Source organism: Aidingimonas lacisalsi (assembly GCF_008079445.1).
In the GTDB taxonomy this organism is placed as follows: Bacteria; Pseudomonadota; Gammaproteobacteria; order Pseudomonadales; family Halomonadaceae; genus Aidingimonas; species Aidingimonas lacisalsi.
The window spans coordinates 73,347-91,044 of record NZ_VRYH01000009.1 but is presented as its reverse complement, the minus strand read 5'-3'; the positions used below and the strand labels follow the sequence as shown (position 1 = coordinate 91,044).

General features: G+C 56.3%; 18 protein-coding genes and 1 pseudogene. 11 read left to right on the top strand and 8 right to left on the bottom strand.

What is annotated here, in order from left to right; all coding sequences use genetic code 11:
- Positions 1-198: 198 nt before the first annotated feature.
- A complete protein-coding gene (gene cysQ, locus FVV99_RS16385) occupies positions 199-1,005 on the bottom strand; it encodes a 3'(2'),5'-bisphosphate nucleotidase CysQ (RefSeq protein ID WP_148255212.1) in 807 nt (268 codons plus the stop codon).
- 512 nt (positions 1,006-1,517) lie between these two features.
- Complete coding sequence (locus tag FVV99_RS16380; protein ID WP_148255203.1) at positions 1,518-3,284, bottom strand: SLC13 family permease; 1,767 nt, start codon at positions 3,282-3,284, stop codon at positions 1,518-1,520.
- Positions 3,285-3,771: 487 nt separating this feature from the next.
- Between FVV99_RS16380 and FVV99_RS16375 the strand changes: the two genes are divergently transcribed.
- The 7 genes from FVV99_RS16375 (at position 3,772) to FVV99_RS16355 (ending at position 10,381) form a co-directional block, all read left to right on the top strand.
- Positions 3,772-5,790, top strand: coding sequence for a polysaccharide biosynthesis protein (locus FVV99_RS16375; protein WP_148255202.1), 2,019 nt, complete (start codon positions 3,772-3,774; stop codon positions 5,788-5,790).
- A 33-nt stretch (positions 5,791-5,823) separates the two neighbouring features.
- On the top strand, positions 5,824-7,110 hold the full coding sequence (tviB, locus tag FVV99_RS16370) for a Vi polysaccharide biosynthesis UDP-N-acetylglucosamine C-6 dehydrogenase TviB (protein WP_148255201.1): 1,287 nt from the start codon (positions 5,824-5,826) through the stop codon (positions 7,108-7,110).
- A complete protein-coding gene (locus FVV99_RS16365) occupies positions 7,091-7,633 on the top strand; it encodes a lasso peptide biosynthesis B2 protein (protein ID WP_161599025.1) in 543 nt (180 codons plus the stop codon). Before tviB ends, FVV99_RS16365 begins: the two co-directional genes overlap by 20 nt.
- Positions 7,630-9,516, top strand: coding sequence for an asparagine synthase-related protein (locus FVV99_RS16360; RefSeq protein WP_148255199.1), 1,887 nt, complete (start codon positions 7,630-7,632; stop codon positions 9,514-9,516). The genes FVV99_RS16365 and FVV99_RS16360 overlap by 4 nt, the downstream gene beginning before the upstream one ends.
- A 139-nt stretch (positions 9,517-9,655) precedes the next feature.
- Positions 9,656-9,820, top strand: coding sequence for a hypothetical protein (locus FVV99_RS18570; protein WP_161599024.1), 165 nt, complete (start codon positions 9,656-9,658; stop codon positions 9,818-9,820).
- 120 nt (positions 9,821-9,940) lie between these two features.
- A complete protein-coding gene (locus tag FVV99_RS18565) occupies positions 9,941-10,096 on the top strand; it encodes a hypothetical protein (RefSeq protein ID WP_161599023.1) in 156 nt (51 codons plus the stop codon).
- A 3-nt stretch (positions 10,097-10,099) separates the two neighbouring features.
- The gene (locus FVV99_RS16355; RefSeq protein WP_148255198.1) at positions 10,100-10,381 is read left to right on the top strand and encodes a PqqD family protein; all 282 of its coding nucleotides are present in this window, start codon (positions 10,100-10,102) and stop codon (positions 10,379-10,381) included.
- On the opposite strand, the gene FVV99_RS16350 is transcribed toward FVV99_RS16355, so the two are convergent.
- Positions 10,368-10,586: a hypothetical protein gene (locus FVV99_RS16350; RefSeq protein WP_148255197.1), complete on the bottom strand. Its 219-nt coding sequence runs from the start codon at positions 10,584-10,586 to the stop codon at positions 10,368-10,370. The two genes, FVV99_RS16355 and FVV99_RS16350, sit on opposite strands and share 14 nt — an antisense overlap.
- Positions 10,587-10,662: 76 nt before the next feature.
- Between FVV99_RS16350 and FVV99_RS16345 the strand changes: the two genes are divergently transcribed.
- Positions 10,663-10,938 carry a DUF1153 domain-containing protein gene (locus tag FVV99_RS16345; RefSeq protein WP_148255196.1) on the top strand — a complete coding sequence of 92 codons (276 nt, stop codon included), beginning with the start codon at positions 10,663-10,665 and terminating at the stop codon, positions 10,936-10,938.
- Positions 10,939-11,209: 271 nt separating this feature from the next.
- Here FVV99_RS16345 and FVV99_RS16340 read toward each other — a convergent pair.
- A pseudogene (locus tag FVV99_RS16340) lies at positions 11,210-11,578 on the bottom strand (transposase); the annotation flags it as partial.
- Between the two features lie 67 nt (positions 11,579-11,645).
- Between FVV99_RS16340 and FVV99_RS16335 the strand changes: the two are divergent.
- Both FVV99_RS16335 and FVV99_RS16330 read left to right on the top strand, forming a co-directional pair.
- Positions 11,646-11,957, top strand: a complete 312-nt coding sequence (locus FVV99_RS16335; protein WP_148255194.1) for a DUF1153 domain-containing protein — start codon at positions 11,646-11,648, stop codon at positions 11,955-11,957.
- Positions 11,921-12,772: an IS3 family transposase gene (locus FVV99_RS16330; protein WP_269090066.1), complete on the top strand. Its 852-nt coding sequence runs from the start codon at positions 11,921-11,923 to the stop codon at positions 12,770-12,772. Before FVV99_RS16335 ends, FVV99_RS16330 begins: the two co-directional genes overlap by 37 nt.
- Here the strand turns inward: FVV99_RS16330 and FVV99_RS16325 are convergent.
- Positions 12,761-13,009, bottom strand: coding sequence for a hypothetical protein (locus FVV99_RS16325; protein ID WP_148255192.1), 249 nt, complete (start codon positions 13,007-13,009; stop codon positions 12,761-12,763). The two genes, FVV99_RS16330 and FVV99_RS16325, sit on opposite strands and share 12 nt — an antisense overlap.
- A gap of 31 nt (positions 13,010-13,040) precedes the next feature.
- Complete coding sequence (locus FVV99_RS16320; protein WP_148255191.1) at positions 13,041-13,571, bottom strand: IS110 family transposase; 531 nt, start codon at positions 13,569-13,571, stop codon at positions 13,041-13,043.
- Between FVV99_RS16320 and FVV99_RS16315 the strand changes: the two genes are divergently transcribed.
- Positions 13,570-14,526, top strand: a complete 957-nt coding sequence (locus FVV99_RS16315) for a hypothetical protein (RefSeq protein WP_148255190.1) — start codon at positions 13,570-13,572, stop codon at positions 14,524-14,526. The two genes, FVV99_RS16320 and FVV99_RS16315, sit on opposite strands and share 2 nt — an antisense overlap.
- Positions 14,527-14,692: 166 nt before the next feature.
- On the opposite strand, the gene FVV99_RS16310 is transcribed toward FVV99_RS16315, so the two are convergent.
- Positions 14,693-16,378 carry an ABC transporter ATP-binding protein gene (locus FVV99_RS16310; protein WP_161599021.1) on the bottom strand — a complete coding sequence of 562 codons (1,686 nt, stop codon included), beginning with the start codon at positions 16,376-16,378 and terminating at the stop codon, positions 14,693-14,695.
- A gap of 157 nt (positions 16,379-16,535) precedes the next feature.
- Positions 16,536-17,696 (bottom strand): nucleotidyltransferase domain-containing protein, encoded by a 1,161-nt coding sequence (locus FVV99_RS16305; RefSeq protein WP_161599020.1) that lies wholly within the window; start codon positions 17,694-17,696, stop codon positions 16,536-16,538.
- Positions 17,697-17,698: the final 2 nt, after the last annotated feature.

The following is a 17,698-nucleotide window of genomic DNA, read 5'->3' as shown; positions in this document are numbered from 1 at the left end:
TAGGACTCGATATCGTCGGCGATCAAGGGAGAAGAGTGGGACATAATCAACCCTGGGAAAATGGAAATATGGGTGGAGCCATGCAAACGAATCATCGCGGTCTAAACCGCTCCTGCAACCTCGGTTGCCAATCCCATGCAGGAGCGACTCGAGTCGCGATTACGGCGGACAGGCCGGCATCACATCGCCAACGCCTGCTTACTTCTCTCCAACTGCAGCCTGCAACGCCTGTTCCCACAATGTATCCCGTTCCCCACAGACAATAAACCAGGGATTGAGCACACTGTCTTGCTGGTTGCAACGCAGAGGTTCAAGGGTATGGGCATCGAGAACCTGGCCACCGGCGGCGGTGACGACAGCCTGGGCAGCGGCAGTATCCCATTCGCTGGTCGGGGCGAGCCGGGGATAAAGGTCGGCTTCGCCTTCGGCGACGAGGCAGAGTTTGAGGGAGCTTCCCATGGAGAGACACTCGTGCTCGGGCAGGCCGGCGCAGAAGGCATCGAAGGTCTCGGCACCGTGGCGGCGACTACCGACGACCTTCCAGGGGGCGGTGTTCGGTTCAGGCAACCTCCGTACCTGAATGGCTTCACGCTGTTCGCCATGCAGCTTCTCGGCCCCATGACCATGCTGACCGATCCAGGTGGCTTCGAGTACCGGTGCATGAACGATGCCGAATACCGGCTCCCCCTGCTCCACCAATGCCAGGTTCAGGGTGAACTCACCGTTTTTGTTGACGAACTCCTTGGTGCCATCCAACGGGTCGATCAACCAATAACGATCCCACGCTTGGCGCGTCTCGAACGATATTTCCCCGGACTCCTCGGACAATACCGGCACCGTCGGCGTCAACTCACGCAACGTATCCACCAGCGCATGATGTGCCGCCATATCGGCTTCCGTGAGCGGACTGTCATCCGCCTTCGTCTCCACCTCGAATTCACGGCGATAGATCGACATCACCTTGCGTCCAGCCTCGTGAACGCCCTGAATCAACTGAGCACGCATGTCATCGGTTACGAAAGCAGTCAAAATAGCTCCTTCTTATCGAGTTTCAAGCAAACAGTGCGCCTACAAACAACCCACAGCCAATCTCATTGTCGAAACGACGTCATCACGCTCCAGGGGTCGCAGGAACGACTTCAGTCGCGATCGGCCGTAATCTACAGCAGGGCTAACCGCCCTGCATCGCGGTTGAAACCGCTCCTACGACCCTACTCTCATCCCGGTAGCAGGGGTCGTGTAGGAGCGACTTCAGTCGCGATCGGCCGTAATCTACAGCAGGGCTAATCGCCCTGCATCGCGGTTGAAACCGCTCCTACGACCCTACTCTCATCCCGATAGCAGGGGGTTTGTAGGAGCGACTTCAGTCGCGATCGGCCGTATCATCTACAGCAGGGTTAACCGCCCTGCATCGCGGTTGAAACCGCTCCCACGACCCTACTCTCATCCCGGTAGCAGGGGTCGTGTAGGAGCGACTTCAGTCGCGATTGCAATGTATATAGCTTACCGCCGTTGTTTCAAAATCCCCACACCATCGGGATCACGCTCAGCGCAGTGACCGCGACGATCACCGTCAAAGGAGCGCCCAGCCGCAGGTAATCGGTTATCCGGTACCCGCCGGGGCCGAGCACCATCAAGTTGGTCTGGTAGCCCAGCGGTGTCATGAAACTGGCCGAGGCGGCAATCATGATAGCGATGGCAAAGGGTAACAAATTCACTCCCAGGTGTTCCGCCACAGCGTTGGCGATGGGGAACATCAACACGGCTGCCGCATTGTTGGTGATCAGTTCAGTAAAGACCACCGTCATCAGATACACCAGCACCAGCGCCAGCCAGGGCGACGCACCGCCAAAGTGCATCAGGCCATTGGCGATCTCTCCTGCCGCCCCTGTCTTGTCCATCGCCGCGCCCAGCGAAAACGACGCGGCAATGACCACCAGAACGGTCAAGTCCACATAGCGGCGGGCCTTGCTGGCCGTCAGGCAACGCGTCATCAACATGGCACCACCGGCAAGCAGTGCCGCTTCGAGAATACTCAACAGGCCGGTGGCACTCACCACCACCATACCGCCCAGGATACTGAGTGCCAGCGGCGCCTTGCGAAAATTGGGCGGCGTCGAATCGTTCAGGGCGCTGACCAGCAGGAAATCCTTGCGATAGCGATACTGCTCGACGAATTCCTGGTCGGTCTCCATCAGCAGCGTATCGCCGACCTGCAACGTGATATCGCCCACTTTTCCCGGAAGTCGTTGGCCGGCACGGGAGATGGACAGAATCACCGCACGGTAGCGGCTGCGAAAACGCGACTGCTTGACCGTTTGATCCAGACCGGCAAAGTCCGGGCCGATCACCGCTTCCACCAGGCAGCGACGATGATGGGCGATATCGAGCTTATGCACATCGCCGTTGGCCGGCTTCAGGCCATGGATTCGGCGCAGTTCCCGGGCTGACTCCGGCGCACCGATAAAGATCAGCACATCTCCGGCCCGGAGTTGCGTGTCCGGTGGCACCGCCGTCATCAGCTGGCCGTCACGCTCGATATCGGCCAGGTAGCCATGGCTCAGGCTCCGCAGACCCGCCTCACGGATGGTCTTGCCGGGTAGCGGACCATTGTCGTCGATTCGCACTTCGACACTGTATTCGCGGGCCGACTCCAACTGTTCCAGCGCGCCTTCTCGATCCGGCAGCAGTTTATCGGCAAACAGATAGAGGAAGCCACCGCCGATCAAGACCAGCGGCACACCCACCCAGGCCAGATCGAACATCGCCAGATCGATGCCGGCTTCGGTCTGCAACAAGCCATTGATCACCAGATTGGTACTGGTACCGATCAGCGTGCAGGTACCGCCGAGAATCGCTGCATAGCTGAGAGGCAACAGCAGTTTGGAAGGAGGCAACTTGAGTCGCTTGGCCCACTCCTGCAAGGCGGGAATGAACATCGCCACCACAGTGGTATTGTTCATGAAGGCGCTCAGCCCAGCCGCAGGCATCACCACACGCAGCTGCGCCCGGCGCAAGCGCGTCGGCTGCCCCAGCAAGCCATGCGCGATCCACTGAATCGCCCCGGTCTCCTTGAGTCCCGCGGCAACCACGTAAAGCACCGCAATCGTCATCACGCCCGGATTCGAAAATCCCGCCAGCGCCTCACCCGGCGTCAGAATGCCGGAAATGATCAGGAACCCGAGCGCCCCCATCAGGATCACGTCGGGCGCGATGCGCGTCAGCACCAGCGTCGCCAATACGGCCACCACCGTGGCCAATGACAAATAGGCTTGCCACTCCATCAATCAATGCGCCTGTTTCCATGAATCGACGGCACCCATGGTAACGTCTTGTGCCGCACTTTTCTCTCACTCCATCGTGCATCGGGACACACCCCATGCCAGCGCTCCCCCAGCGACGACCAAACCGCCTTCACCACACGCGCTGCTCCCGCTGCCAGACCACAGCCATTTCCGCCGTTTCACATTCCCATCCCGAGGTATCGCCGCGACGCGCTAATGAGTCATCTCATCCTGCCCTTGAGTAAGAACGCTAGATCAACGACTAGGAAATCACATGATAATCGGTACCCGAGTCGTTTAAAAATCAACCATGTTGCGCTTAGAAAAACCAGTTTGGCGGTTTTGGTCCTTTCTCTTACCATTACGACATAAAGTAACATTAATTAACTATTCGTAACCTTTAATTATAAAACCAAAAAAATCGATAAAAACATACTAAAAATACGGCATTAGCGAAACACAACGGGATCTGTACAAGGGACAGGCAATGTTTCATTTTCTAGATAAGCTCTTTCGCATCCCAAGAAAATATAAGCGACTGATTCTGATTGCCACTGACATGGCGCTCGTCTCGGTAAGCTTGTTATTGGCCATCAGTCTGCAAGTCGATTCGCTGACGCCATTCATGCATCCCACTAACTGGCTGATTCTCTCTTTCCTGGCTCCCGTGACCATACTGGCCTTCCTGCAATTGGGGTTTTATCGCTCCGTCATTCGTTTCCTGAGCTACAAGACACTCACGACAACCCTGATAGGCGTCCTTGTCTCCACCGGTGTCCTGGTGTTGGCCAACCAGTTCATGGGGCAAGCCCTGCCCCGGCCAGTGCCGTTCATCTACTTGTTGTTGTCGATGATCAGTATTGGCGGCATACGCGTACTCGCACGCGGGCTTTATCAACATAGCCTGATGAGCAGGAAGACTCGCGTCGTCATCTATGGCGCGGGTGCTGCCGGTTCTCAGCTCGTGACGTCGTTGCAGCATGACGGCGAATACGCTCCCATCGCGTTCGTTGACGACTGGCGAGGCATGCATGGAACACTGGTCGAAGGGTTGAAAGTGCATCCTCCCGGAGACATGCCAACGCTCATCGAGCGCTACGGTGTCGCGCGTATCCTGCTGGCCATCCCCAGCGCGTCCAGAAGCCGCAGACGCGACATTCTGCACACCCTGGAAGCCCTTCCCGTCCCCGTACAAACCGTGCCAGGCGTATCGGACATCATCGCCGGACGAGCACAAATCACCGAGCTACGCGATATCACCATCGAGGATCTGCTCGGCCGCGATCCCGTTTCCCCCAACCAGTCTCTGCTCGGTGCCAACATTCGCGACAAGTCGGTCATGGTCACAGGTGCCGGAGGCTCCATTGGCGCTGAACTCTGCCGACAGATCATCACGCAGGAACCGACACAGTTATTGCTGCTGGACAGCTGCGAATATTCACTTTATCGAATCGAGAAAGAGTTGCATCAGCTGGCCACGGCACAGAATCTGTCTGTCAGAATCAGGGCGCTGCTGGGGTCCGTGCAGGAGCGCCCCAGACTCAACGGCATAATGCGTACATTCACAGTGCAAACCATCTACCATGCGGCAGCCTACAAGCATGTGCCGATGGTCGAGCACAACATGGTGGAAGGTATACGCAACAACGTATACGGCACGCTGGAAACCGCAAGAGCGGCCATCGACTGCGGTGTGGAAACGTTCGTCCTGGTCTCCACGGACAAGGCAGTCCGCCCCACCAATGTGATGGGCACGACCAAACGGCTGGCTGAGCTCATCTGCCAATCGCTCGCTCACTACCAACAGGTAACGCGGTTTTCCATGGTTCGTTTCGGCAACGTATTGGATTCCTCCGGTTCGGTGGTGCCACTGTTTCGTCAGCAGATCAAGGCAGGTGGGCCCGTCACCGTTACGCATCCCGACATCACCCGTTACTTCATGACCATGCCGGAGGCCGCTCAACTCGTCATTCAAGCCGGCGCCATGGGCCGCGGTGGCGACGTCTTCGTCCTGGACATGGGCGAACCGGTCAAGATCGACGAACTCGCGCGCAAGATGATCAGGCTTTCCGGCATGGAGGTCATCGGTACAGACGACACAAAGGGTGACATTGCCATCACCTATAGCGGATTGCGTCCCGGAGAAAAACTCTACGAAGAGTTACTGATCGACGAGGGAACCGTGCCAACCGACCACCCCAGGATCCTGTCGGCCAACGAACCATTCTGGGAATGGCCAACGCTCAACGCCTACCTGCAGCGGCTATACGCAGCACTATCGAGCCTGCAATACGACCACATACGCGAATTGTTGAAAGAAGCGCCAACGGCCTATCACCCCGAGGGCCCGATCGTCGATCTCATCTGCCGTGCCAATGAGGCCAGCTCCTCCCCTGCCGAGTCGGCAGTGCAACCCTGTTCGTCGGCCGAAGCAAGCGCCGACGCATCTTTCGATCTACTCAAGGTCTCGGCCGTCTCTCTGGTCAAAAGCGGTTCTCACTTTTGAGGCCACGACACGTCATCGCGAGGATGCAGCCCCATGGAACTGACACTGACACTGGAACAGACGCGTGTCGCCATCATCGGACTCGGCTACGTCGGGCTGCCGTTGGCGGTGGAATTCGGCAAACATGTCCCGACCCTGGGCTTCGATGTCAATGGCCAGCGCATCGCCCAGTTGCAAGAGGGAATCGATCTGACCCTGGAAGTCGAACCGGATGAGCTGCGACGCGCCAGTCAGCTTCAGGTAACGGATGACGCCGAAGCGTTAGCACACTGCAATGTCTATATCGTTACGGTTCCGACCCCTATCGATGCCCAGCACTGTCCCGATCTCACGCCGTTGATCAAGGCCAGCCAGTTGATCGGTCGGGTCATCGACAGAGGCGACGTCGTGATCTACGAGTCCACGGTGTATCCAGGGGCCACGGAAGACGAGTGCATTCCCGTTATCGAACGTGAGTCGGGCCTGCAATACAACACCGATTTCTTTGCCGGCTACAGTCCTGAACGCGTCAATCCCGGCGACAAGGCACACCGGGTGGCCTCGATCCAGAAGGTTACTTCCGGTTCGACTCCCCAAGTGGCCGATTTCGTCGATGCGCTGTATGCCACCATCATCACCGCCGGTACCTTCAAGGCCAGTTCCATCCGAGTTGCCGAAGCGGCCAAGGTCATCGAAAACACCCAGCGAGACATCAACATCGCCCTGATCAATGAGCTGTCAATGATCTTCAACCGGCTCAATATCGATACCGAGGAAGTTCTGAAGGCAGCCGGCACCAAGTGGAACTTCCTCCCCTTTCGTCCCGGCCTGGTCGGCGGGCACTGCATCGGCGTCGACCCCTACTACCTGACGCACAAGGCCCAACAAGTCGGCTACCACCCGGAGGTCATCCTGTCGGGCCGGCGCATCAATGACGGTATGGGCGCCTATGTCGCCGGGCAACTGGTCAAGCAGATGATCAAGCAGCGTATCCACGCGCAAGGGGCACGGGTGCTGGTACTAGGACTGACATTCAAGGAAAACTGCCCTGACCTACGCAATACACGAGTCATCGACATCATTCGCGAGCTGGCGGATTTCGATGTCACCGTGGACGTCTACGACCCGCATGCCAGCGTCGATGACGCCGTAAGCCAATATGGCATTCGACCGGTCGATTACCCGCAGCCCGCTGCCTACGACGCGGTAATCCTGGCCGTCGCCCATCGTGAATTCAGCGATCTGGGCACCGCACGCATACGCAGCTGGGGCAAACCACAGCATGTTCTCTACGACCTCAAATACATGCTGGGAAACGGCGATGCCGACCTTCGTCTCTAGCTGCCGGCACTGCGCACGGGTGACCCAGCGTTTGCTGACGTTGCCTGCCCGACGGCAGCGGCAGCTACTGGAAGCGCTATGGTCGCTATCACTGGCCTGGTTATATGTTCGGGTATTGCCTTATCGATGGTGGGCAAGGCGTCTCGGTACACCACTACCGGGCGTCACTCCTGTACCGGGCGTCACTCCTGAGAGTCACTCTCAACCCGACAACCTATCTGTCGCGATAGGCAGGTTGGTCATGGCGATCAATCGTCGCTGTGGTAACCCCTTCACCTGTCTGATGATGGCCATGGCCGCTCACTGGATGCTGGGAAGACGTCACATCGCCAGTCGCCTCGTACTGGGCACGCGTCTCGTCCCAAAGACGCCGACCGATGCCGACCCTGTCTTATCGGCGCATGCCTGGGTCACTGTCGGAGGACATGTCGTACTGGGACAGCATGACGAAGCCTTCACACCGATCACGTGCTTCGTGCATGCCTCGCCCGAGTCACCGCTGCGTCATGGGCAAGACAGATGAGCGCCATCATCGGACGCATCCATTTCTCGGGCACTCCCGTCCCGGCAGAGGCCTTCCGCGATGCGCTCGACAGCCTGAAGGCCTTTGGCCGCGACGGTACGCAAGCCTGGATGGATGGCCCGCTTGCACTGGGTCACCAGCAACTCGATATCACCCCTGAGTCACGCTACGAGCGCCAGCCACTACAAAAGCATGGCCTGGTCATCGTGGCCGATGCCATTATCGACAATCGCGACGAACTCCGTGACCGACTCGGTATCGACAACCCCGGACGCGCTACCTTGCCGGATAGCGAACTCATCATCGATGCCTACCATCGCTGGGGAGCGCAGTGTGTCGAGAAGCTCGTGGGGGATTTTGCCTTTGCGATCTGGGATACCCACGACCAGAGCCTGTTCTGTGCCAGGGATCATATCGGTGCACGTCCACTTTACTACCGGCATGTCGGCGACCGTTTTCTGTTCGCGACGGCCATAAGCGGGCTGAAAGCCTTCAAGGATGTTCCGCTGGCCATCGATGAACGACGAGTGGCCAGCTTCCTGCGATGGCCATTCGACGCCACGGAAGACAGCTTCTTTCAGGACATTCACCCCCTCCTCCCGGGCCATTGGCTGCACGTTACACTCCGCGGCGTGAAACAGCATGCTTACTGGCAGCCTGATGACGCTTCCTGCGTACGTTATTCATGCCCGGCCGATTATGCAGACCATTTCAGAGCCCTGCTGGAAACGGCCGTCAGCGACCGAATCCGAACGCCATATCCGATCGGCTCGCATATCAGTGGCGGGCTGGATTCGACCGGCGTCACGATTCTGGCCAACCGGTGTCTGAACCGGCAAGGCCGGACTCTCAAGCAGAGTTATTCATGGGCGCCGCCAATCTCGGCAACGTACCCACTTGCCGGGGGCCGTCGAGATGAACGTCAGCTAATCGATCAGGTCTGCCGCCAGGAAGGTTTCACGTGCCATTTCGGTGCGGCGTCCGGTCACGACTATCGAGACTTCCTGTCACGGGATGTCGCCGAGGAAGGCACCACCGACCTCTTCGAGGAACGGCCGGTCATGGCACATGCAGGTCAGGAAGGAATTCGCACTATGCTGTCGGGATGGGGCGGCGACGAGGCGGTGACGTTCGGCATCCGGGGATACGCTGCCTACTTGTTCAAGCGCGGACAGTGGCGGGAACTCTTTGCCATGACACGCGTCAATGCCGGCGGCTGTCGTCATCCACGACGCATGGCCCGGTTCCTGTGGCAGCAAGCCCTGCTACCCATGATGCCGGATCCCGTCTATGAACGATTCTCCCCTTTCCGGGAAACGGAACGACTCAACCCGTTCCTGCGGGGCGACTTCCTCAAACGCCACCCCCATATCAACCGCCAGCGTATGCCGGCCTGGCGAGAATACCCAGACCCCCACACCATGCAGGCGCTGCTGTTACGCAACGGCCATCTCGCCAGCCGCATGGCGACCTGGGCCAAGTGGTCAGCCCCGCACGATATCGTCTATCGCTATCCGCTAACGGACATACGACTCCTGCGCTTCACCCTGGGACTCCCGCCGGAACTCCTCTGGCAGCACGGCAAACCTCGCGCGCTCTATCGTCGTGCCCTCAATGACCTGCTGCCACAACGCGTGGGAAAGCATGACCCGGTGAACGAACGAAAGCGGATGGAGTTAAGGAAAGGATGTTGGCAGTTACTGGCGCAAGAGGCGCAGGAAGGCGGATTTCGAGATCACTGCGACTGGCTGAATACCCGTGCCCTGCGCCCTTCGATACAGAACACACCTAACACCATGACAATGGAACATCTCTCAACCTTCATTCCCATCTGTTCAGCATTACAGATGTGGCACTTATGGCAACGATATATGATCAAGTAGATGGAAAATTCATAGGTTTTTTATAAGCTGACGTCAGGAGAAAACTCATGTTGACAAGGGCAACTGCCTGCTCCATGTTTATTAACATAAGTTAACAGTTTCTTCACTTCAGCGACACGCTATCCTGGGACATAAAACGATGAAATCTTTTGATTCAACAACCATGACACCAACGGATAAAGCAAAATGGGTCACGCCTGAACTGACCAGAATGCGTATCGACGCCACACTATCCGGTGGCAAGAATGTACCGGGAGAATCCATGTCAGGACAACCTAATGCAGCCGGTAATGAGTTCTCATGATACGCAAAAGGAGGATAAGACGAAGAAAAATTGAGGTAATGAATTTCCAGTGTAATTCATCAATAATATCACTGGTACAGCCTACTAATAAAGGCAGCCAGAATGAAACAGGGAACGACAATGAACGACATCAATTCGTCAGAAAGCAAAGCAGTCTGGATCACTCCTGAACTGTCGCGTATGGGTATTGAAAGCACCTTGTCGGGGAGTCATCTTTCTCCGCTTGAGAACTACATCAACCTACCCTTCTTCGGCCCCTCCGATCCGGACTCGTGACGCATGACCATGATTTCACTCGATTCACGCGTCGTGCGACAGGATGAACCACTGGCATCGCAAGTCGATGACGACCTGGTGCTGTTCAGCCCCGATAAAGGCATGTACTACGGAACGCAGGCCGTGGGTCGACGCATCTGGTCGTTACTTGCGGAGGAAACCGGGGTCGAGGAACTTTGTGATCGACTATTGCAGGAGTTCGATGTCGATCGCACCACATGCCGTGATGAAGTGGTTGCCTTCCTGGATTCGTTGGCGGCAGAGCAACTGATCAGGGTTCGCTGAAGGGCTCATAGGCACGCAAGTCCCCAACCGTTTCATCACCATACATAGAGCGCCCTTCGGCGCTCTCTTCGCTGCCGCCGTCGCGATAGTGATACGCCTGTCGACGGAACAACGCGAAGTAAGCGCCCTTACGCTCCATCAGTTCGTCGTGAGATCCCGACTCGAGAATTCGCCCCCGATCCAGCACGTGGATGCGATCCGCCATACTGAAGTGACCCCCTCCATAGTTGCACAGGGTATAGTGCAGCCATCAGGAGGCCTGGACGAGCGACGACAACCCCATCAAACGATGGACCGCGAAGTGTAAGGCCGCCGTGGTCATGGACATCTTCAAGGGCAAGACCACGGCTGCTGAGGTGGCTCGCCAGTACGATCTCACTGTCTCTGAGGTCGAGGGCTGGATCGATGAGGCCCAGCGCAGCATGGAGAACGGGTTCAAGGCCCGCTCCAAGGACATCCGTGAGCAGTACGAGTCCGAGCGCCGGGAGACCAAGGAGGCACTGGGCGAGGCCCATCTGCAGATCGATGCACTAAAAATGTATGGTCCGCTCCTGTAACGCAAGTGCCTTCTACCGTGACTGGGACAGGGTTGCGCTAATGTATCCGACCTCTTGATGGGCCATCGGCTGATGTCCCGGGCCATGATGAAAATCCGCGCATACCGCTCCTTGATAATTCAATGACCTCAGTGGGGGCCGCTTTTTTAGCCAGGCTCTCGGTATGCCGGTGACCTGTTTCCGCCATCAGTTCCAGCGCTTGCATTCACTCGGTGGGAGTCAACCTCCTAAAATCGGTATCGGTGATGACGACGTCCTGTGGGTTCGGTGATCAGGTGCTCATCAACCTTGGGTCAAACGGCACCTGGTAGCGCAGTACGCCATGGACGATCCAGGCCAGTTTATTGGCCAATGCCACGGCCACTACATTCGCATGCTTGCGAGGGCTGATGCGCCCCACCCAGCGTCGGAGCGCATCTTCTTCGTCTCGTGTGTGCACCACGCGCAGCACGGCTCGGGCACCATAGATGAGCTGCATACGCAGATGGCGATTGCCGCGTCTGCCCCCCGTGCTGAACCGCCGGGGGACTAGGCCAAGCCAGGCCGCCAAGTCCCGGCCCTTGCGGAAGGCGCTTGCATCACCAATGCTGGCGGCCAGCGCGGTAGCGGTGATCGGGCCGATTCCTGGAATGCTCAATAGCAGCCTTGTTTTGAAGTGACCCCCTCCATAGCTGCACAGGCTATAGTGCAGTCATCAGGAGGAGAAAATGAGCGACGACACCCCCATCAAGCGATGGACCGCGAAGCGCAAAGCGTCCGTAGTCATGGACATCCTCAAGGGCAAGACCACGGTCGCTGAGGTCGCCCGACAGCATGACCTCACCGTCTCCGAGGTCGAAGGCTGGATCGATGAAGTCCAGCGCAATATGGAGAACGGGTTTAAGGCCCGCCCCAAGGATATCCGCGAGCAATACGAGTCCGACTTGCGGGAAACCAAGGAGGCGCTGGGCGAGGCCCACTTGCAGATCTATGCACTAAAAAAGTGGCGTCGCCTGCTCGACGAGGACGAGAACTCGTAAGGTCGCTGCAGGCGGAAATGGCTCAGGAAGGCCGCGTGGTATCACTTGCCAAACTTTGCCGCTGGTTGGGCTTCCCACGGCGCAGTCTGTATTACCGGCCAAAGGCCCGGCCTCGTGTCGTTAATACGGAACTGACGGCCCGGGTGAAGCTGACGCTGGAACGCTTCCCCCGCTACGGCTATCGTCGGCTGGCGTGCGTGCTGGGTGAGAACCGCAAGCCGGTCCAGCGCATCCTGCAGCTCAAAGGCTGGCAAGTGCGCAAGCGGCCTCAGGGCTTCCGCCCTCGTGCTAGGAGTCTGCCATCCGTCGCCTCGAGGCCTAATGAGCGATGGGCGACCGATCTCACCCACGAGTGGTGTGGAAAGGATCGCCGAGCCAGCCTGGCGGTGATCATCGACTGCTGCACACGAGAGATCCTCGGCTGGCGATTATCGGACAATGGCAGCAGCAAGACCGCTGAGGCTGCGCTGGAGGAAGCGCTGATCTATAGGCTGGGGGCGCTGGGACGTGTTCAGCAACCGTTGGCCCTTCGGTCAGATAACGGGCTCGTTTTCAGTAGCCGCCACTACACGGGCACGGTAAAGGCCTATGGCCTCACGCAGGAGTTCACGACGCCGTATACACCGGAACAGAACGGGCTCGTGGAGCGCTTCTTCCGCTCCTTGAAGGAGGAGTGCATCTGGCTCCATCGCTTCGAGTCGCTGGGCCAAGCCAGGGTCGTGATCGATCGCTGGATCCGGTACGACAACGAAGAGCGGCCACATCAGTCTCTGGACTATGTGGCACCCCGAGCACACCCCGCATTAGCTGCGTAGGGTGAGCAGAAACCAGGGGGTCATTACAGTTTGCGGGTCCGCACGAGCCAAGGTATCAAGCTCGTCAGTCAGCTCCTCGATGCGTTCATCGAGCCGAATCATGTCGCTCCAGAGCTCAGTGATCAGCTCACGCAGGCGGTCCGGCAGTTCATTATCGCCATCTTCGAGCACCCATGGCAGGTTGCGACGCAACTGACGGATGCCTTTCGGCACCGTGATACCGAACTCCAAAAGCATGGCGCGGACTCGCTTGGCCAGTGCAGTACGCTCAGCGACCCAGCCACTGCGCTGGCGATGAAGCAGTTGCAGGGTCTGGTGGTCTGACCGGCACCGATCGCATAGTGGGTCGGGTGGCCGCCTCAGCGATGGCCTCGGCATCGGCGTAGTCATTCTTCTGCGACTTCACGTAGGCCTTCACGTACTGAGCCGGTAGCAAGCGTGCGTTATGGCCAAAGGACTCGGCCTTGCGGCCAATGAAATGGGCACCCGCGCAGGCTTCGGTTGCCACGCGGGCCGGCGGCGTGTTGACAAGAAACCGGATGAGGCCAGAGCGCGAGAAGACCTTACGCAATGTGACGTGAGCACGCTCATCCAGAGTGCAGACATGCAATTGGCTCTTGCCAATATCGATACCAATGGTAGTCATGGACATGGTGCATTCCTCTTTCGCTTCGAAAAGCCTTATCGGGCAGGATATGAGGGAGGGGCGGACCATTCCATTAATTAACTTGAAATTGCAGAAACATAAAAAAATTGCTATAGGAATTAATGCGTAAACAACAGAAAGGATAATCGACATGGAAAACAATATTCCAGAAGGCTATAGAGTATTCAAACTGCCTAATTCAGAACTAATTACACAACTGGACACTCATCTTTATACAGGCACGCCTAAACAAGATTTCATTGTGTATGTAGCTGAGCCTTTTTCTTGGGCAGTCATAGCCAAAAAAATACTTTCAGTTTTCTCAGAAGCGATTGCAAAAGCGTTGGAGAAAGCAGTAGAAATAGTAGTAGGAGAAATAATAAATGCCGTTTTATCCATATTCATCAAAGCAAACCTTGACCTTTCAAAGATTATAGAAGCTTTACTGAGAGATTTTTCAAGAATTCTAAACGACGCGCTAAACGAAAATGCTTTGCGCGAAGCAAAAGCTGACCTTAGATCCATTCAAAACCAAATGGTTTTTTATAAAAACTCTCCTGAATCCAGGAAGGACTCACTAAACATTATTATCAATGAGTCTAGTAAAAATTTAGAACGCCTCCGAAGCCTTGATTACGCCGCTACTCCTTCCTATACCTTAGCAGCTTCACTCAACCTCTCCCTAAACATGGAGAAATACAGCATATCAAAATCTGACGGAGAACTTGAAAATTGCAAAATTTTATCTGATCAGTTTTTGAAAACTATTAATGAATTTAAAACAACACTTATTGAGGAAACGCGTGATCGATTCAGCGAAGTCATCAAAAGATCAGAATATGGACCGCCAAGAAGTGGTACATTAGAAAATCCCACCCCTCCCCCGAGCCTGATACTAATTTGGACATACAAGCTCGACGGGGTAGATCAAGGATCTTGGCCAGGAAAATCCTCTGGTAAAAGAGAAGCTGAAGCTACTCGCGAACGACATATTAATGAGCTCACGAAAGAGATGCTTGCTAAGACAATAGCACCTGCTTTTGATATTGCTCAGCAAGCTGTTTCTGCCACATCAAGTTTAGAAACCAAAAACCCGCCTGGCGCCTAGAATTTTCACCATGATAACTAAGTGTATGAGGCCGGATGATAGGTTAAGCCGTAGGAGCTATCCTCTGCTGGCAGCCACTATCATCCGGCCCCCACACATAGTGATCAATACAGGCTATTACTGGAGCCCTTCAGACTAACGACACGGAATGAGCGCAATATGCAGGCTATCTTTCCACCTCTCGATAATGATGTGCTTGCTGGTTGAACAGCTCACAGTACATCCCTTCTTGCTTTATCAACTCTTCATGAGTCCCGGCTTCTCGAATCACACCCTGATCCAGTACGTAGATGTAGTCAGCCATACGGACTGTCGACAGTCGGTGGCTGATCACCAGAGCGGCGCGATGGTCGATACGTTCGCGGAAATTTTCGAACAGCTCGAACTCCACCCCCGGATCCAGTGCGCTGGTCGGCTCATCAAGGATGATCACGCTGGAACGGTGCAAGAACGCGCGTGCCAGGGCTATTTTCTGCCATTGGCCGATGCTCAGCTCCTGGCCTTCGTCGAACATGCGCGTCAAATGGGTGTCGTATCCGTCCTTTAGCCGATGGATGAAGGGGGCGGCACTGGCCTTGGCCGCAGCGGCCTCGACCTCTGGCGTATCGGCCGGTTGTCGAATGTCACCGAACCGGATGTTCTCTCTTACCGTGGTAGCGTAGTGCGCGTAGTCCTGGAAGATGACACTGAACAGGCGGCGGTAGTCTTCTAGGTCATAGTGCCGGATATCGACGCCATCCAGGGTGATACGACCTAGCGTGGAATCGTACAGGCGACAAAGCAGCTTGATCAACGAGGTCTTGCCGGAGCCGTTGGCGCCAACCAGGGCCACAATCTGGCCGGGGCGAATTTTCAGGTCGATTTCTTTGAGCACCGGTGTTTCGGTGCCTGGATATGTAAAGTTCACTCTCTCGAAGCGGATACCATGGCGTGGTGGCGCCGGAATCGGTACTGGATGCTCGGGGGAAGCGATCCTCGGGCGGATATCCAGAAACGTCAAGAGCAGGCCGATATAAAGGTGGTCTTCGTAAAGTTTAGCGACCTGCTGCACCAGTTCCTGGCCCATTGACTGGGTACGCTGGAAAATCAGCAGGAACAACACCAGGTTGCCGACACTATTGTGGCCGCCAGCGGTTTGCCATGTCAGGTAGGCCAGCGCGCTGAAGAAGGCGATGGTGGCAATGCTGACTACCGCCAGTTCCACCCAAGTCCGCCGTTGGGTGATATGCATGCGCTCATGGCGAATCCGGCTACGTAGTTCGGCGTACTGCTCGCGCAGGTAGTCCCCTAGTCGATTGAGGCGCAGTTCCTTGGCATGCAGATCGGAAGTCATCAACCAGTCGAGGTAGCCGGCCCGTCTTTCCATTTGGGTGCGCCGTTGCTGCCAGTCGTAGAGGTGTCGAGTGAAATGTAACCGAACCAGTAGCGCTGGTATGACAGCGACCAACAGTACCAGCAACAAACGCCAGTCGATGGTGATGATCAACCCCACGACAGCCGCTAGCATCAGGCTGTTCTTGGCGAGCATGAGCAGATTGCTTACTACCTGGACCGGTCGCTGACTACCCGCTTCACGGGCTCGCTGTAAAGTGTCGAAATACTGTGGGCTCTCGTAAAAGGCGAGATCGGCGCGTACCGCACGCTCATGAATTTCACGGTCGATGTGATCGGCCATCAGCAACCCCTGAGCCTCCCGCGCCAGGCTAGCCATGGCACGGGCCGCCAGAAAGACGAGGGTACAGGCCCCAGTCAAGGCAACGTATCCCAGGACCGGCTGGATCGACTCGTTGGTCACATCGCTGCTGAGCCGTACCGTGACGAGATCGACCAGTTGCTTGAGCAAGAATAGCATTGCCAATCCAAAAGCAATCTCGAGCGCCATAAACAGTGTGCTGAGCAGCGCCCACTTGGGGCTGCTTTGCCATAGCAGCGGCAGAATGCGGCGCAAGGAGGACAGAGGAACGAGAAAAGTACCTAACTGCATCATAAGAAAAGGAAATCAGGCCGGTTCATCGTGGAACTCCGTTGTAAGAGAGTCGCTTGATGAGTCCCCGAAACGGTCGAGTGACCCAATACAGCCATTGCCAGCCAGAGGGCAAAGGCCAACTCCGATAGTCGCTGTAACTCGGCCGCCACAACACCGTCCAGCTCCGTACCCAACAAGCCAACCGATGGCCAGTAGTGGTCTGCCAAGCGAAAGCGAAATCCGGAGTGGCATTATCTTTGCGTAAGGCTAGTTCCACGTCACGTCCCCCTTGAAGATTGAGCAGACAAGCCTCAAGCAGCGCTGTACCATGTTTACCAAGTTCCTCATTCCGCCACGGCTCGGGCATTGAACAAGCATGATAGAATTCCAGGCAAGCCTCGACGGTTTCACTTAAATTATGCCGCGCAGCACAAGCTCGCACTTCTAATAGATCAAACTCGGGATGCCGCTGGGTCGCATCGAGATCGGCCAGCCAATGCAAGTGGGACCAACGGTGACGGGTGTGATGGAAACAGAGATAAACAAAAAGCTCGGCCGTGGGCATGACCGATAGTGAACTCACCTCCCACGAAAAGGATTCTGCTGTCTCTAGTAGGTCAGACGTATTGTAGATCTTCCCGTTATGATCGATACACTGATGCAACTCGATTGCGATGCCTTCTGGAGATATCACCGTGATGACGGGTTGTGAATGCACGGCAAACGTCAGGCTCACGTGGTCTGATCTCATGCCTACCGGCTTGTACGGCCGGTAATCCCGTTGAAGCATTGCTTCCAGCAATGACACCAAGTGTTGTTGCGACACTAGTAGATCAATATCCCGACAGGAGCGTAGTCCCGGTTGTCCATAATATCGAGCCGCAAGCGCCGGTCCCTTGAAGAAGAGATGGGGAATATTCAATGGGACGAGCAGCTCACATCTCAGTTTTTTCTGTGCGGCAGCGATTCGCAGGTTACGCTGGACAGTACTCAAACACTCTTGACGCAATTTCGAGATACAATCCGCCGGAAATCCCTGAACGGATATGCGACGCAGATTCCTATAGACTAGCGGTAACACGAAACGCTGCTGAGCCTGCCGGATAAATTCCGGCCAATCATCTATCTGTGCGCAAAGCTCCTGAACTTTTCCCTGCTGATCCTCCGAAATCTCCAGTCGCGAAAGTAGCAGCAACAACTGCAAGA

Bases quoted from the DNA above. Each gene is read 5' to 3' on its own strand.
- FVV99_RS16315 (WP_148255190.1), top strand. From the start codon at position 13,570: ATGGAAAACAATATTCCAGAAGGCTATAGAGTATTCAAACTGCCTAAT.
- FVV99_RS16320 (WP_148255191.1), bottom strand. From the start codon at position 13,571: ATGTCGATTATCCTTTCTGTTGTTTACGCATTAATTCCTATAGCAATT.
- FVV99_RS16310 (WP_161599021.1), bottom strand. From the start codon at position 16,378: ATGCTATTCTTGCTCAAGCAACTGGTCGATCTCGTCACGGTACGGCTC.
- FVV99_RS16325 (WP_148255192.1), bottom strand. From the start codon at position 13,009: ATGCTTTTGGAGTTCGGTATCACGGTGCCGAAAGGCATCCGTCAGTTG.
- FVV99_RS16350 (WP_148255197.1), bottom strand. From the start codon at position 10,586: ATGGCGGATCGCATCCACGTGCTGGATCGGGGGCGAATTCTCGAGTCG.
- cysQ (WP_148255212.1), bottom strand. From the start codon at position 1,005: ATGCGTGCTCAGTTGATTCAGGGCGTTCACGAGGCTGGACGCAAGGTG.
- FVV99_RS16375 (WP_148255202.1), top strand. From the start codon at position 3,772: ATGTTTCATTTTCTAGATAAGCTCTTTCGCATCCCAAGAAAATATAAG.
- FVV99_RS16335 (WP_148255194.1), top strand. From the start codon at position 11,646: ATGAGCGACGACACCCCCATCAAGCGATGGACCGCGAAGCGCAAAGCG.
- FVV99_RS18570 (WP_161599024.1), top strand. From the start codon at position 9,656: ATGAAATCTTTTGATTCAACAACCATGACACCAACGGATAAAGCAAAA.
- FVV99_RS18565 (WP_161599023.1), top strand. From the start codon at position 9,941: ATGAACGACATCAATTCGTCAGAAAGCAAAGCAGTCTGGATCACTCCT.
- tviB (WP_148255201.1), top strand. From the start codon at position 5,824: ATGGAACTGACACTGACACTGGAACAGACGCGTGTCGCCATCATCGGA.
- FVV99_RS16380 (WP_148255203.1), bottom strand. From the start codon at position 3,284: ATGGAGTGGCAAGCCTATTTGTCATTGGCCACGGTGGTGGCCGTATTG.
- FVV99_RS16365 (WP_161599025.1), top strand. From the start codon at position 7,091: ATGCCGACCTTCGTCTCTAGCTGCCGGCACTGCGCACGGGTGACCCAG.
- FVV99_RS16360 (WP_148255199.1), top strand. From the start codon at position 7,630: ATGAGCGCCATCATCGGACGCATCCATTTCTCGGGCACTCCCGTCCCG.
- FVV99_RS16355 (WP_148255198.1), top strand. From the start codon at position 10,100: ATGACCATGATTTCACTCGATTCACGCGTCGTGCGACAGGATGAACCA.